A 15335-nucleotide genomic window follows, 5' to 3' on the forward strand; every position below is an offset into this window, starting at 1 on the left:
TTCTGCTCACGGCGGCTGTACTCTGTTTGTTTTGTATCCCTTGCTTTGCAGGAGAATGGTCTGTTTCGTTAGGCATGAACGGAGGTGACGCGGATACGATAACCGGCGATCTCAGCCTGCGGTATACATTGAATCCGTTTTATGGAAACGACATGTTGGAAATACGCCCCTTAATCGAATGCGCCGGCGTCTATTGGAAACGGGATCACGATGCTATCTGGGGAGGCGGCATTGCGGGCGGAGCCGTTGTGGATTTCTGGCGGGAAGGCTCTTGGCGGCCTTATGTGTCGGGGAGTTTCGGCGGATTCATGCTTTCCGACAATAAAATCGCCTCGCACTCCCTTGGCTGCAACTTCCAGTTCCGCACCAAAGGAAGTGCCGGTATCCGCTTTGGAGAATCCTATCGCCATGATGTTCAGGTTGACGTGGCCCATTTTTCCAACGCCGGCCTCAACAACCACAACTCCGGCTTCAATACCTATGGCGTTTCATACGGATTCCGCTTTTAGGCGTCCCCATGAAAAGGAAGCGACCTACCCTCCGTTACGACGATAGGTTGCTTGGAGCGGCACCCTTCCTTCCGCTCCACTTGAGCCAAAACAATAAAAGAAGGCCGGGGACGTTGCCGATCCTCGGCCTTCTCTTATGCCCAGCATCCAATGCTCTTGAGCGCCTCTTATGCCAAGATGCCTTTTTCCACTGGCATCAGCCCTTTCCCTTATGGCTATAGGATCCGGGCTGATGGAGGCTTCAAGGCTCCCCCCTCCCTGATACGGAAGAAAGGCATGGATAAGAATGTATCAAAACCCGGCAAGCGTCATGACTTTCCGGGCTTCAGCTATTGCCGCTCCCGGCGAAAACCTGTTTGACGAAAGCAGAATACACGCGGCCTTTGCGAGAAGGCCTCGATACGCCGGATCAAGCGATTCAGGGAGGTTCATCATAATCTGCTTCACATCACTCATAGCGTCCTCAGCCGAAAGCGACGCATCCGTGGTTTCCAAAAGACATGCTGCCAATACGAGTTCTTCCTTGCTTAAGCTCATCATTTGCCTCCCTGTGAATATATCGTTATTTGGAAAGAAATATAAGGTTTAAGAATAAGAATCACTGTATCCATTTTAAGGAAAAGACCACATGGCGGATCTGAAGAATATGACCGGAACGGAAGCATTCCAACTCGCAAAGGATGAAAGCGCCCTTACTATCGAAGAAATCGCTGAACGGCTTACCGTTTCTCCTTCCGTAATCAAACGCTATCTCAACGCGGGGGACAACTATCTCCCCAGCCTGGAAATGATACCGCGCCTCTGTTCAACACTGGGCAACAATATCCTTTTGCGCTGGCTGGAGGCGCAAGTCGAAGCGGAGGAAAACGCCGTCCCTCCCGCCCAAAACAGGACCGAGGTATTGACCTCCGTGGTCCGCGCCGGGGCCGCCCTCGGCAACGTGCAGCGGATTCTCGCGGAAACGCAGGTCATTGTCCCTCACAATGCCCGCAAACTCCGCTCCGCCCTGAATGACGTCATCACGGAATGCCGTGTGGCAAAGGAATCGCTCCAACCTTTGGCGGCACGCAAAGATCTGGCCGAATGTACCCATATATTGTGTATGAAAAAGGCTTCTTTTGATAAAGAAAACCTCTTTCAGAATTGGCGGAAACCGCAGAGAAAAAACTGATCGCCAACGAATGGCGGCGACTTTACGCGGCCTCCCTTGCTACGGTGTTTGAATGCCTGTTTGAACGCCGGCCGCGCCACGTTCGGGCTGCCCTTCTCGCGTGGAGGCCTGTATGGCCTTTATAGGTAAAGAATCCGCATACCGGAATCGGAGGAAAAGCCGGAATCCAACGCAGATCCCGGGCATAAAAAGAATCCCCCGCTCCTCAGCAAGGAGAGCGGGGGATTCTGACGAGGTTCACGGTTACGGGCAATCAGCCCAATCGCATCTTTTGCCGTGGTTCCGGCGCAGGGGACGAGCCAACACCATCATGTCCGGCAATCAGCGGTTATCACTCTGGGAGCGCACGGCAAGCAGGCCTTCCGGGGTAATGCGGTAAGGAAGGCTGTTTTTCGAACAGATAAGCTTCTTGCTTTTCAGTTTCTTGAATATCTCCACAGTACAATCGCAGAGCAGCCAGCCCTCGCGGGTATAGCATTCTACATCGGCCACTTTGCCGGAATCGTCGCGGATTATTATGATTCTGCCACCCTTGGCGAGGGCATGGAGGGTTCTTTGCTCAAAACGGGAAATGTTCACGGGAATACCCCTTACAATGGATAATCGACAAGACGCCGCACAAGGGCGGCCAGCCAGAGTCGCGCTCCACCGGCCTTACGGCCAGCGGAACTTACTTATCCAATGATTACGGTATCCAGCATCCAACATCCGTTTAAATAAAAATAATCTCTTTTCCTACACGCCTACCTGCCATACCGTCAAGCATCTACAGGGCCCCGCCTTTTCCCTTTCAAGCTGGCGGGTCCGCCTTAGACATCCCGGCTTCATCCGGCGTGCCTTTTCGTTCGCTCCCCACCCCTTTCCTTTTCAGCCGAGGACTTTTGCCCGCATTCCCGCTTCTCCGATGCGAGCCATACGATGCCGGGCATATCATATCGCATACTCTGATTTCGAGGCGGGCGGTCCCCCGCGCCCGGGCCAACCCAATGGCTGTGGTAGCGGTACGGGCACCCAGCCTGATCAGCTGTCCGGGTTCCGTATCTGCCTCAGCTTTCTCCAGAGCGTGGAACGGGAAATGCCCAGTTCCTGCGCCGTCAGCGTCTTGCTGCACCCCATGCGGTAATACGTGGAGAGGATTTTTTGCAATTCGCCGCTGTTTTCCCATCCTCCAGACTCGCGCGGCCCTTCCGCCAACTCGGAGGGCTCAAAGATATCGCTGAGTTTGATGCTTCTGGAAAGATAGGGGCTGAGCGCGAGATAACGCCGGACGATGTTTTCCAGTTCGCGCAGGTTCCCGGGCCAGCGGTACTGCCCCGTCTTTGCCAACAGGGCACGAAGCGGCGCGGCGCGGTCTGGCTCCGAGCCGGGGGCCAGCTTCCGCAGGATTTTTTCCGCTATCTCTCCGGCGCTTTCCGTGTACGCCCGCAGCGGCGGCAGGTGCAGGTGCAGGATATTCAGCCTGTAGTACAGATCCGCCCGGAAGCGGTTGGCGGCCACTTCACCGTTCAGATCCTTGTTGGTCGCGGCTATGATGCGCACATCAACGGGGATGACCCGCGAAGCGCCGATGCGCCGGACCTCCTTTTCCTGAATGACGCGCAGCAGCTTGGATTGCAGCTCAAGGGGCATTTCCCCTATCTCGTCGAGAAAGAGCGTCCCGCCGTGGGCAAATTCAAACATGCCGGGCGAGCCGTTTTTCTTGCCGCCGGTGAATGCCCCGGGCTCGTAGCCGAACAGCTCGCTTTCCATGAGCGTTGCGGGAATGGCGGCGCTGTTGATGGACAGGAAAGGTTTGGAACCTCTCCGGCTCGCATTGTGTATGCTCCCGGCCATCACTTCCTTGCCTGTACCGCTTTCGCCCGTGATCAGAATCGTCTCATCGGTCCGGGCAAAACAACGGGCGCGTTCCAGCAATTCTTGAAACAGGAGCCCCCCGCCGTAGAAATCATCAAAGGAATGTTTGGCCTGAGCCGTTTTGGGCGCGTAGTATTTCCGGATGAACTCATCCTTTTTCTGGATGTCCGTCATCGTGCTGAACGTACCGACCGCCCCGATAACGCTGCCATTGTCGAAAACGGGCCTGTAGTTCCCCACGATGTCGACGCCATGCACCGTATGGGGATGGGTTTCCTGGGGTTCCCCTCCTTTCAGCACGGCCTCGAACGTATTCTGGGGGAATATATTCCACGATTTTCTGCCGATAACGTCCGCTCCCGACACGGCAAAAAGCTTTTCGGCACTCTTGTTGAAGAAGGTTATCTCGTTGTCCTGATCGACCGTGATGACGGCCTCCGCCTGATTGCTCAGGATGGTATCGATGTTTTTCTGCGAATACCGCGCATATTTCTGGGTATCGGCGATGGAGAGGGCTTTGTGGATGGTCTCCTTCACGGTGAACCTGTTGACCTCGACCGGGAAGACGAGAAACCCCATTTCCTGCGCTATGTTGCAGATGTAGCCGCCGCCCACGATGGCGCGCACCCCCCTGCCCTGCAGTTTTCTGAGAATATCCGCGTTGGTGGCGTCGTCATTGCCGAAGAGGAAGTTGCCGAAATCCTGCCCTACCATTTTCCGGATATCGTCGAGCCACTGGGTTTCCTGGAGATAGTGCCCGTAGGCAACGCCGCCGGGGCACACGGAGAGGGCCATATGCAGCGATTTGATGATGTCTATATTGTTATATTCCAGCGGAAGAATAGGTATTTTCTTCTTGATGAGCTGCGCGATGAAGAAAGACGGGCCGGGCGTGCTGATAATGACTTCGACGGAGCTTGGGAGTTTTTTGTCAATAAAGTCTATGATGCCGTTCAGGTTCTTGCAGTACTGGATATCGACGCGGGCTCTGTCCTCTTCCAAAATATACTTTTGAATAGCGCGCAGTAAAGGTTGGAGTGTGACAAGCACGAGAATGTCTTTCATGATCCCTCCGGGCGGCAAAGCGGGCATCCGTCCCAAAATGTTTCATCAATGGTGAAACATTTCGTCTCTTCATGCAACAGAAATAATGCCCGTGGATTCTTTGCCATTCCTCTTTTTATGGAATATTGCCATGTTATAAAGTTAGCACGCTACTTGCTACAGGGAACGTAAAGTCCTTTTTCGCACAAACTCTTGAGGAGGCTTTATGATTCCCAAAACGGAAAGACTGAGCGCGGACGTCCTGATTCTCGGAGGAGGCCTGGCCGGGTGCATGGGCGCCGTGGCAGCGATCAAGAAGGGATGTACCGTCATCCTTGCCGATAAGGCGTGGGTCGGCAGCAGCGGCGAGAGTACTTTCGCCGCCGGCGATATCCTCTACTACGACCCTGAGCAGGACGACATGCACGAATGGCTGGAACGGTGGAATAAGGCCGGAGACAGCATGTTCGATCCCGAATGGCTGGAATGGTACGGCAAGAACGTACACGAGCTGATCCTGATGCTCGACTCATGGGGCATGGAGTTCGAAAAAGACGCACAGGGACGCTTCAAGCGCAAGCCGGGACGCGGCCACCGCGAAGCCGTGGTCTTCCCCGGCTACAAAATGCAGAAGAAGCTCCGCGGCATCCTCGAAAAGCTCGGCGTGATCATCGTCGACCGCGTGATGATCACGGAACTCCTGACCTCGGACGGCCATGTGGCCGGGGCTACGGGCTTCAATGTCCGCACTGGCCAGTTCTATGTGTTCGAAGCGAAGAATACGGTCCTTTCCACGGGCGCGTGCAGCTTCAAGGGACAGTACCACGGGCAGGACATGGTGTCCGGCGAAGGGAACGACATGGCCCTGCGCGTGGGCGCGGAATTCACCAACATGGAATTCGCCAACACCTACAACGCCACCGCCAAGGACTTCGACATCTGCGGCATGAGCCGTTTCCAGTGCCTGGGCGGCCGTTTCACCAACGCCCTTGGCGAAACCTTTATGCACAAGTACGACCCCGTGCAGGGCGAAGGCGCCATGCTGCACATCCTCGTCCGCGCCATGACGCAGGAAGTGAGGGCCGGACGCGGGCCCATCTCTTTTGACCTCAGGGGGATGAGTGAAGAAGACAAGGATCTGAGCAGGCGGATGCTCCCCATGTTTTTTGAAGCCTGCGCCAGCAAGGGCGTCGCCCCCTTCTCGGAACCTGTGGAGTGGATCCCGGGGTTCATGGGTTCCACCAGTTGCGGCGCGGGCCTCACGCTGAAGTCCTTCAGCTGCGACACCACCATCCCCGGCCTGTTCGCAGCGGGGGACATGGCCAATCAGGGCCTTGTCATGGGCGCAATTGCCGGGCCCGGGGGCATCAACCTGGGTTGGGCTTTGGTGACGGGCTGGAAGGCCGGTGAAGGCGCGGCGGAAGCCTGTGAAGGCCAAACGCAACTCCCCGTGGATGAGGCGCAGATCGCCGCCCTCAAGGAAAAAACCTTCGCCAAGTTCGGCCACAAGGGGCATATGAGCGTAGGCGATGCCATCTACCGTATCCAATCGCTGACTATCCCAGCGAAGTACAACATCATCCGCTCGGAGGCGAGCCTTAGAGAGGCTCTGGCCGGTCTGGACGAGGTGGAACGCGATATCGAAGCCAACGTAGCCGTGCGCGACATGCACGAACTCATGCTCTACCATGAGCTGCACGGTATGCTGGCGACGGCGCGCCTGACCTTCACCAGCGCCCTCCAGAGAAAGGAAAGCCGTGGGTCCCATTACCGTGAAGACTACACGGAAACCGACGGCGAACACTGGAATGTCTGGCTCAAGTCGAGCTTTAAGGATGGCAAGATCGTGGTCGAAGCCGAACCCATCCCGCTTGAAAAGTTCGAACGCTATGGGCTGGACATCCTACCCCGCTAGGCCCGGCTATCCATTTCATTCTCAGCAAGAACCGGAGTTCTCCATGCCCATCTTTTCCATAGACGCTGAAAGTTGTGTCAATTGCGGCAAATGCGTGAAGATATGCCCCCTCGACGTGCTGCGCGAGGGCAAGACCACGCCTGAAATCGTATACCGTGAAGACTGCCAGTCGTGCTTCCTCTGCATCATCTATTGCCCGAAGCACGCGATCACCGTGGATACCGAACGGGGACGGGCTACGCCCGAGCCTTACTAAAAAAACAGAGGGAGGGGGCCGCGTGCGCGGGCCTCTCCCCTGAAACCTGCACGAGGTCAGTATGGCATCTGCCGCCGGTCCCCAGAACTCAGGAAACGTCAACTATTTCTTCCATATAATAGTTTTTCTCTGCATCACGTTCCTTTTCGGCAAGCTCGATCCCATCGCGCCGCTGACCCTCTTCGGGATGAATACCATCGGCGTGTTCCTCGGCGTCATCTACGCGTGGGTGTTTATCGACATCATCTGGCCCAGCATGGTGGGCCTGCTCGCGCTCATGCTGCTCGACGTCCTGCCCGCAACGGCGCTGCTCAACAAGGGCTTCGGCGATCCCACAGTCATCATGATGATGTTCATCTTCGTGTTCAGCGCCACCCTCGATCACTACGGCCTGGCGAAGTATATCTCGCTTTGGTTCGTCAGCCGCAAGTGCGTCATGGGGAAACCGTGGCGGCTTACCTTCGCGTTGCTGCTCGCCATCGCCATCCTGGGCGGCCTGACCAGCGCCACGCCCGCGGCCGTCATCGGCTGGAGCCTTCTGTACGGCGTATTCGACATCTGTGGCTACAAAAAAGGCGACGGCTACCCCATCATGATGATCATCGGCACCGTGTTCGCCGCGCAGCTCGGCATGTCGCTCGTCCCGTTCAAATCCCTGCCGCTCGTGGCCATCAGCGCCTATGAAAAGCTGTCGGGCACTTCCGTGGACTACGCACTCTACTTGCTCGCCTCCCTGACCACATGCCTCTTCTGCCTGCTTCTGTTCATCGCTCTGGGCAAGCACCTGTTCCGGCCCGACGTCAGCAAGCTCGAGTCGCTCGACATCAAGCTGATCATCAAGGAATCGGACATGACGCTGACCGGCATCCAGAAGCTGCTTTTGGGCTTCCTCGTCGCACTCATCATCTTCATGATGCTGCCCGGTTTCCTCCCCAAAGACCTTGCCGTGACCATCTTCTTCAAAAAGATCGGCAATACCGGCGTGTGCATCCTGCTGGTGGCCCTGCTATGCGCCATACGCGTCAAAGGAAAGGCTCTGCTTCCGTGGCGCGCCATGGTGAACGAAGGCGTGGCCTGGCCCATCATTTTTATCCTCGCCTTCACGCTGCCTCTGGCCGGGCCGCTGTCCGACCCCAAAAGCGGCATTACCGCGTTCATGCTTGAGATGCTCCAGCCGCTGTTCGGCTCGGGTTCCGGCACGATCTTTGTGCTCTGCATGGGCATCGTGGCCGTCATCATGACGCAGTTCATCAACAATACAGCTCTGGCCGTGGCGCTCATGCCGGTGGTGCATACCTACTGCTCGACCAACGGCGTGTCGTCCGAACTGCCCGTCATCCTCATCACCATCGCTTGCTGCCTGGCCTTCCTCACGCCCGCCGCAAGCTCCACAGCCGCCATGCTGCACGGCAACGACTGGACCAACACCAAAAGCATCTGGAAAATCGCCCCGTTCCTTATCGTGCTCTCGCTCATCGTTGCGAGCGCGGTGGTCATCCTCATCGGCAAGGTGTTCCTGTAGCGGATCCCGCGCTGCCCTTCCTCTTTCAAAAGCAAGGCCAAGCCCCAACCATCAGGGCTTGGCCTTGTGTGTCCCGGACCCCCTCTTTCGAATGAACCCAAAACAACGGAGGCAAGGCACCCCCGTGGCTCTTTGAAAACATATGAGAATATGTCAATGAGTAGCGGGGGGAGAGGTCATGGAACGCAAACTGACAATCCTGATGCGGGCGCTGCTGGCAGTGGCGCTTGTTGCGATTACGCTGGTGCTGACATATGAGTTCTGGCGGGCGGGCAACGGCAAATCCTCCCTGGATGTGCAGGAAATCCGCTTGCAGGCGTCTATCAGCCGGAGGTCGGTTCCGGGTGGGCTGTATGGACGCCGGAAATATCCCTCGACAATGCCCGCTACCCCATCGTGGTGCTGCGGGGACATTTTGACAAACCCATCCCCGAAAACCGAAAGATCTACTTCCATATTTGCCATATCGGGATGGAGCTGCATCAAAACGGCATAAAGATCGGTTCCCTTGGGACGCCCCAGGATCTTCCGCCGGGCACCAGAACGGCGGGCAACGGCTGGCTCAGCCTCACTTCCCCCGGTATTTCGACCACGGACGAAATCATCATCCTTTCCTGCCGCTCCAGAAGCGATATGCCGGGACTCTACAACTATTTGCTGAACGAAATCCATGTGGGGGACGCCCCCCCGCTCTTTCTGGAATACTTCCCCACCGAAGGCGTGCTGTCATGCTGGGGGCCGTCATCGTCCTGCTAGACGCAGGGCGTGGCGCCATCTGGGAGATCCCTCCACCTGATGGAGGATCTCCATCATACTGTCCCAAATTCAGCCCCACTTCCTGTACAATAGCCTGATTGCCATCCGGCAGCTTTGCGATATCGATCCCCCAAAGGCCAAACAGGCGGTGACGCTCTTCTCCAGATACCTGCGGGGAAACACGGAATCGCTGACAACCGCACGCTATATTCCTCGTGATCATCAAGACCTACAATATATGCGGTGGATATGACAAAGCTGGACTGTGATTTCTACCGCTTCCTTGCCTAGGATCTGGAAGCCGTCAACGCCTATTCCGACGAATACATGGCCAACTATGGCTGGGCGGAATTCATGTCGGCTACTTGGACAGCAAGGTGCGCTGACGGCATATCTGTGCTTTCTGCGGACAGCCCCTCTTTTCGTTGTCCTTTTGTTGTACTCAGCCGTTTAGCTTGAGTGCATCGTTTGGAATAGGGAGGCTGCTCATGAAAATGGCGGCAGGGAACAGTCCCGTCGAGCGGCTGACGGAGCCGAAAAACGCCATAAAAACGACATGGCCGAAGGCGCTGCAAGGCTCGTTGAAAATCCGCTGGCGACCATTCAATTGCGGCAGCCCACCCATAAAAAAAGTGCTGGCGCTGAACTCCTACTCCCTATGCCCTGAAAGCGGTACCCTCCAATCCTCTCTGGTTTGCTGCCGGATGCTCATACTCCTTCCCTCTTCCTTACGAACATCCGCACCATATCCCCCACAGCACAAAGGACACCAAGCACGTGTCCGGCCTGCCCTATCAACGTATTTGCCAACCATATCCTCATGTTATCCGTCAAGCCAACGACTGCCTTCCTGAATCATGCTCAAGAAATCCGCTTGCGGCCGGATTGCCCCAACAGGAAACACGGATGTCCTTTAACCGACGAGCGGCAAATCTCACACGGGGAGGCATAGAGATGAAATCCATCCAGACCAAATTTATTGTCTTGATTCTTGGCTGCATTCTCCTCTCCTCAAGCGTGATCGGAGGAGCGGGCATTCTGAACGCCAAGCATGTGGTGGATGAGGATTCGGTAAAAATCATGAACCTCATGTGCAAAGAAAAAAACAGGAAATCAATGCGCTGTCTCGAGAATCCAGCAATCGGTCAAGACGCTGGCGGTCTACCTCCGCTTCAATCCCGAATTTACACCGCCGACATCGGGCTTGTTTTGAAGCAAAACGACGCTTGACGGCAGTTTCCGGCAGTACCTTCCCACCGACTTCTCCAGATTCAGCCCGGAGGATACCGAACATGTAGGCTGGTACTACACCCCGATCAGAAATGGGAAAGCCACATGGATGCATCCCTATCTCAACAAAAACATCAACGTGCAGATGATCTCCTTTGTCATTCCCCTTTATATGAATAATCAGAAGGAAATCGACGGATACAACCGAAACGCCCGGGTGGACAACCCTGCAATCAAGGATGGGCAAAGCACAGATCGACACGCAACTTGTAGTTTCGCCCAGCGCAAAGGCAACGTGGAACCCCTCTGCTGGAAACTCGCCGCCTGGTGGTTCGGAGACAAGGAGGACGGCATCGAGATAAAAAACAACGAGTCCAATGGCGAAGGAAAGGCGGTGGAAAAGGTCAAGCACCAAGAAAAATATGAACGTCACGTTAAATGGGAATTAGCTATGGAAATAGAGTTATATTTCACGTAATACAGCTAACAAGTGCCCTACATATACAAAGACAAAAAACTCTCCAAGCAAGAAACAGGCAAATTCTAGCCATACGTCTGGCGGGATGCGCTGTTAGCGACTTGGAGAAATGATATTGCTTGTCAGAAAAACCATATACGAAATCATTAGCACCATCAAAAACAGTTACAATAAAGACGCTTTGGCTTCGCTCGAGGCGCTTTTTCTTTTCTGAAACAAGAAGTAGGTTGCATCCAATACCTGAACAACATAGCGTTTTTAATCATCACTTATCACAAGGAGTTTCTACTTTGGACATCCCACGCATCTTCAACATTACCGAAAGTGCTCACCGTATCCATAACCCCTTCACATCAGAAAAACTCGCCACTCTCGGTGCTGCGTTACGTCTGGAACGGGGAACCCGCGTACTCGATCTCGGCAGTGGTTCGGGCGAAATGTTGTGCACATGGGCACGTGATTACGGAATCACCGGTGTTGGCATCGACATGAGTCAGCTATTCTCCGAGCAAGCGAAACTCCGTGCTGAAGAACTCGAAGTCTCAGATAGAGTCAAATTCATCCACGGAGATGCTGTCGGCTACGTCACCGAGGAAAAGGTCGGCGTGGCGGCCTGTATCGGTGCCACATGGATCGGTGGGGGGGTCGCCGGAACCATCGAGCTTCTGGCCAAAAGCCTTTGCACCGGAGGTATCATCCTCATCGGTGAGCCCTACTGGCGGCAATTGCCTCCAACGGAAGATGTTGCCAAAGCTTGCCATGCCAATGCCGTCATCGACTTTCTCATACTTCCAGAACTTCTCGCATCTTTCGGCGACCTCAACTATGACGTTGTGGAAATGGTTCTGGCTGACCAGGAAGGCTGGGATAGATATGAGGCAGCCAAATGGCTCACTATGCGACGATGGCTCGAAGCGAACCCTGACGACGACTTTGCAAAAGAAGTTCGAACCCAGCTGACCTTGGAACCAAAACGTTATGCCACGTATACACGTGAATACCTTGGATGGGGCGTATTCGCCTTGATGGCGCGATGACCTTCACATCCAAATAAAAACTTTTGTTCTACAATGCGCTTTTCTCTGATCCCGTTCAGGACGACGATGGTTATGCCTGCGGATACCGTATGGAAAAAGTATCAGGTATTTTCTCCAGCAGCGGAGGTATTCCTCAGGAACACTTCAGCGAAATACGGCAACTATAATAAAAACAAACACAAAATCTCCGTGGGCGTAATGCCCGACTGATGGTACGTTTACAGTTCCATCAAAACGGAGATTTCTTTTTTCAAGGGAAGTTTTCAGCTCAAAAGCCGAGGCTCCCCCCCGCAGTTACATGGCCGCCCACTGCAGTGCTCCTTTCGCTATATTCTTCATGCTCATGACATTTCTGCGCGGCGGATCGCCGAAAAGACGTTTATACTCCCTGATAAACTGCGTCGCGCTTTCGTACCCGACAGCCATGGCGGCCTGCGTCACGTCGTAGCCTTCGGACAGCATGAGGCGCTGGGCTTCACCAAGACGCAGCCGCTTCTGGTACTGCAAGGGGCTCAGCGTCGTTATCCTTTTGAAGTATTTATGGAATGTTGATGGGGCCATATGCGAACGGTTAGCGAGGTCCTCCACGAGCAGCGGTTCTTTATAGAATTCCTTCAGCCAGGCAATAGCCTTGGTAATCTGGTGCCCCTGGGAACCAAGAGTATTGAGTGAACGCAGGGTATTGCCGAATGCCCCCGCCAGCAGGCGGTAATGGATTTCCCGCATCAGCATATCCCGCATCACCAAAATCTGTTCCGGCTTTTCCGTCAATTCGGCCAGCCGCACAAAGGCATCCAGCAAGTCCGGATCGACTTCCTGCGTACCCGCGCCCCTGTAGACCGTGGAGTCTGACGGCGAAGGTATCTGCGACGCCAGACTGGCGATCAGGCCGGTATCCAGCTTCAACGACATGGACAGGTAGGGTGTTTCTTTACTGGCTTCCATGACGCAGCTGGAGACCGGCATGTCCACACCACACACAAAACAGATGTTCTCACCATAATGGTGCTCTTCCGCCCCTATCTTTACTAGCTTCTTTCCTTGAACCACCACAATGATAACCGGCTCGTAAAAATGCGGCTTAGGATCGGCGTTGCTCACCTGACGGTGGAACTCGAAACCTTTGATGGGCGTTATATAGCTCTCGGAACGAGAAGCAGTATTCCGAAGGATGATGTCCCGGAGAATGGCCCAGCTGTTGCCCGTATTGACTCGTATCGCCCTTGTCATGATGGCACCTTGCCTTCGTTTGAGAGTAACCCTGTTTATCGCAAAACCGTTCATGTGGAGAATTGGGCAACTACCCAAGTGTTTTCCAGCTTGTGCAGCCCGTGCCCACCTTTTTTTCTTCATGTATTTCCTCGTCTTTCATCCCTATAATGCCATCCCGTATCCCGTCAATGTTCTCAATGTCACACATCGACTTCCATGTCATGCCGTCAGACATAGAGCAATAGGCAGAAATTGTGGAGAAATTCCCTATTTTCCGGCGGACCGGGCGGATAGAGTCCAAATCACAGGAACTCTCAAAGAAGGGCTGCCATGCTAACGGTGGATTATCCTATGCAAACCGTAAGACAAGGCCGCACTGAAACAGATGTGCATACGGCCTGCCAGCCATGCTTAAAGACGAGAAGAACGGATAACGCGAATAGCTCTCCATAACCAAACGATACAACAAGGAATCTGCCATGCAAACAGTACCGTTCGAAAACAAAAGAGGAGATGTGCCGGTGAGTCTTCATATGCTTTCGGACACCGGCGCAAACGGAAAGGATACGGTCGACATCCACGCGCATACGTCTGGAAGCCGTGCGGAATACGCTGCCGGAAAGCGTATCGCAATTGTCTGCGCCGCCTTCCTCCTTGCCCTGTCGCTTGCATCGGCGTTTCCGACCGGCGGCATGGCGGCGGGTCAGGAGCAGAAGCCCATCACCCTGAAAACCATGGGTAGCCTGCTGTTCGGCGGTACGGTAATCGAGAGGGAGAACGGGGATACCTTTCACGGGGATCACGGTTATGCTCAGTTTTACATCCCGCAAAAGGCCCGTAACTATCCGCTGATTCTGTGGCACGGCATGGGGCAGTCCGGCAGAAGCTGGGAATCCACGCCGGACGGACGCGAAGGGTTTCAGGCCCTCCTGACGCGGCGCGACTGGCCGCTGTATATCATTGATCAGCCTCGCCGCGGCAGGGCCGGGTACACTGCGTCCGCCAGAGACGACGCGAGCGCCCACCCTACCTCGGCCAGCGAGCGCGGCGTCTGGAATGCCTTCCGCAACGGCATCTGGGTTCCAGGACAGAAGGCATCCCTGTATCCGGGCGTGCGTTTCCCGTCCGCCCCAGCCGCCATTGACCAGTTCTTCCGCCAGCAGACCTTCAATACGGGGCAGGAACCGCGCACAACAGAATATCTGACGTACATGGGCAACACAGCCGCCGCCCTGCTGCGGCAAACTGGCCCGGCGGTACTGGTCACTCATTCCAACAGCGGAAAATACGGCTGGTTCACAGCCATGGCCTCGGACGCCGTCAAGGCCATCGTCGCCTATGAACCAGGCCAGTTCGTTTTTCCCGAAGGCGAAACGGCGAGGGATATACCCTTCAAAAATGCGCTGGCCAACGAGATGCTCCAACCTATTAAAATTTCATCAGAATCGTTTCGGAAACTGACCCAAATGCCCATACTAATCATCTATGGCGACAACATCGCCACAGAGCCCAGCGATATTTTCAACGTGGATGTCTGGCGCATAGCCAGCACTCGTGCCAGACATTTTGTAGACGCCATCAACCGCAATGGCGGCGATGCCACACTGGCCTTCCTTCCGGAGATAGGCATCAAGGGCAACACCCACGCGCCCTTTGCCGACCTGAACAATCTGGAAATCGCCGATCACCTCGAGCAATGGCTGCACGCCAAGGGGCTGGACGGTCGAGGCGTTCCCCACAGGGGCCCGGCTCCCCAAACAACGGCATTGACCATTCCCCTGCAACAGGACCGATAACCGCCGCTACAAAAACGGTGGCCCCGAATACCACAAGGAGATTGTCATGAAACGGCTTCTGCTTTCCGTATGTATTCCGGCACTCACTTTCTTCGGATTCTCCCTCAAGGCACACGCGGCAGAGACGCACAGCGCCCCGGCCTTCATGAACGCCGAGGGCGAGGGCATCTTCCCCAAAGGAAAGACCAACGACGCCTATGCCCAGTATTTCAACGGCACCAGCTATCTCCAGGCATTGTCCACCGAAGGCGTGACCATCGCCAACGTGACCTTTGAACCCGGCTGCCGCAACTTCTGGCACATCCACCACAAAGGAGGGCAGATTCTTCTCGTAACCGGAGGACGCGGCTGGTACCAGCAGTGGGAAAAGCCCGCGCTGGCGCTCAAGCCCGGCGACGTGGTGAACATTCCGGCCGGGGTCAAACACTGGCACGGCGCGGCCAAGGACAGCTGGTTTTCCCATCTTGCCGTGGCTGTTCCGGCAGAAGGGGCTTCCAACGAATGGCTGGAACAAGTATCTGACGAAGAATACCAGCAACTCAAGTAAAGGAGCGC

The 15335-nt window shown here is 55.3% G+C and carries 17 protein-coding genes; 13 read left to right on the forward strand and 4 right to left on the reverse strand.

Annotated elements, in window-relative coordinates; translation table 11 throughout:
* Positions 1 to 74 precede the first annotated feature (74 nt).
* Positions 75 to 509: an acyloxyacyl hydrolase gene (locus tag T370_RS25840; protein WP_341462617.1), complete on the forward strand. Its 435-nt coding sequence runs from the start codon at positions 75 to 77 to the stop codon at positions 507 to 509.
* A gap of 291 nt (positions 510 to 800) precedes the next feature.
* On the opposite strand, the gene T370_RS0100115 is transcribed toward T370_RS25840, so the two are convergent.
* Positions 801 to 1046, reverse strand: coding sequence for a hypothetical protein (locus T370_RS0100115; protein ID WP_016360826.1), 246 nt, complete (start codon positions 1044 to 1046; stop codon positions 801 to 803).
* 91 nt (positions 1047 to 1137) lie between these two features.
* Here T370_RS0100115 and T370_RS0100120 point away from each other — a divergent pair, with 91 nt between their 5' ends.
* Positions 1138 to 1680, forward strand: a complete 543-nt coding sequence (locus T370_RS0100120; RefSeq protein WP_016360825.1) for a helix-turn-helix domain-containing protein — start codon at positions 1138 to 1140, stop codon at positions 1678 to 1680.
* 321 nt (positions 1681 to 2001) lie between these two features.
* On the opposite strand, the gene T370_RS0100125 is transcribed toward T370_RS0100120, so the two are convergent.
* Together T370_RS0100125 and T370_RS0100130 are read right to left on the reverse strand one after the other, a co-directional pair.
* Entirely contained in the window at positions 2002 to 2259 is a 258-nt protein-coding gene (locus T370_RS0100125; RefSeq protein WP_029434317.1) for a YjhX family toxin, read from the reverse strand.
* 441 nt (positions 2260 to 2700) lie between these two features.
* Positions 2701 to 4599: a sigma 54-interacting transcriptional regulator gene (locus T370_RS0100130; RefSeq protein WP_029434318.1), complete on the reverse strand. Its 1899-nt coding sequence runs from the start codon at positions 4597 to 4599 to the stop codon at positions 2701 to 2703.
* 205 nt (positions 4600 to 4804) lie between these two features.
* Between T370_RS0100130 and T370_RS0100135 the strand changes: the two genes are divergently transcribed.
* The 9 genes from T370_RS0100135 (at position 4805) to T370_RS0100175 (ending at position 11772) form a co-directional block, all read left to right on the forward strand.
* The gene (locus T370_RS0100135) at positions 4805 to 6493 is read left to right on the forward strand and encodes an FAD-dependent oxidoreductase (RefSeq protein WP_029434319.1); all 1689 of its coding nucleotides are present in this window, start codon (positions 4805 to 4807) and stop codon (positions 6491 to 6493) included.
* Between the two features lie 43 nt (positions 6494 to 6536).
* Entirely contained in the window at positions 6537 to 6749 is a 213-nt protein-coding gene (locus tag T370_RS0100140) for a 4Fe-4S binding protein (protein WP_005026537.1), read from the forward strand.
* A 61-nt stretch (positions 6750 to 6810) separates the two neighbouring features.
* The gene (locus T370_RS0100145; RefSeq protein ID WP_029434320.1) at positions 6811 to 8271 is read left to right on the forward strand and encodes an SLC13 family permease; all 1461 of its coding nucleotides are present in this window, start codon (positions 6811 to 6813) and stop codon (positions 8269 to 8271) included.
* Positions 8272 to 8449: 178 nt separating this feature from the next.
* Positions 8450 to 8767: a hypothetical protein gene (locus T370_RS24740; RefSeq protein ID WP_156034308.1), complete on the forward strand. Its 318-nt coding sequence runs from the start codon at positions 8450 to 8452 to the stop codon at positions 8765 to 8767.
* Positions 8743 to 9027: a hypothetical protein gene (locus tag T370_RS0100150; protein WP_156034309.1), complete on the forward strand. Its 285-nt coding sequence runs from the start codon at positions 8743 to 8745 to the stop codon at positions 9025 to 9027. Before T370_RS24740 ends, T370_RS0100150 begins: the two co-directional genes overlap by 25 nt.
* Positions 9028 to 9085: 58 nt before the next feature.
* Complete coding sequence (locus T370_RS26205) at positions 9086 to 9280, forward strand: histidine kinase (protein ID WP_423773447.1); 195 nt, start codon at positions 9086 to 9088, stop codon at positions 9278 to 9280.
* Positions 9281 to 9981: 701 nt separating this feature from the next.
* A complete protein-coding gene (locus tag T370_RS25595; RefSeq protein WP_211250441.1) occupies positions 9982 to 10257 on the forward strand; it encodes a hypothetical protein in 276 nt (91 codons plus the stop codon).
* A gap of 109 nt (positions 10258 to 10366) precedes the next feature.
* Complete coding sequence (locus tag T370_RS25600; protein WP_029434324.1) at positions 10367 to 10735, forward strand: hypothetical protein; 369 nt, start codon at positions 10367 to 10369, stop codon at positions 10733 to 10735.
* Between the two features lie 290 nt (positions 10736 to 11025).
* Positions 11026 to 11772 (forward strand): SAM-dependent methyltransferase, encoded by a 747-nt coding sequence (locus tag T370_RS0100175; RefSeq protein ID WP_029434325.1) that lies wholly within the window; start codon positions 11026 to 11028, stop codon positions 11770 to 11772.
* Between the two features lie 294 nt (positions 11773 to 12066).
* Here the strand turns inward: T370_RS0100175 and T370_RS0100180 are convergent, their stop codons facing one another.
* Positions 12067 to 13002, reverse strand: coding sequence for an AraC family transcriptional regulator (locus T370_RS0100180; RefSeq protein ID WP_029434326.1), 936 nt, complete (start codon positions 13000 to 13002; stop codon positions 12067 to 12069).
* A gap of 503 nt (positions 13003 to 13505) precedes the next feature.
* Between T370_RS0100180 and T370_RS0100190 the strand changes: the two genes are divergently transcribed.
* Together T370_RS0100190 and T370_RS0100195 are read left to right on the forward strand one after the other, a co-directional pair.
* On the forward strand, positions 13506 to 14780 hold the full coding sequence (locus T370_RS0100190; RefSeq protein ID WP_156034310.1) for an alpha/beta hydrolase: 1275 nt from the start codon (positions 13506 to 13508) through the stop codon (positions 14778 to 14780).
* Between the two features lie 46 nt (positions 14781 to 14826).
* Positions 14827 to 15327: a cupin domain-containing protein gene (locus tag T370_RS0100195; RefSeq protein WP_306538397.1), complete on the forward strand. Its 501-nt coding sequence runs from the start codon at positions 14827 to 14829 to the stop codon at positions 15325 to 15327.
* Positions 15328 to 15335 lie beyond the last annotated feature (8 nt).

This window comes from Bilophila wadsworthia ATCC 49260, from assembly GCF_000701705.1.
Lineage (GTDB): Bacteria > Desulfobacterota > Desulfovibrionia > Desulfovibrionales > Desulfovibrionaceae > Bilophila > Bilophila wadsworthia.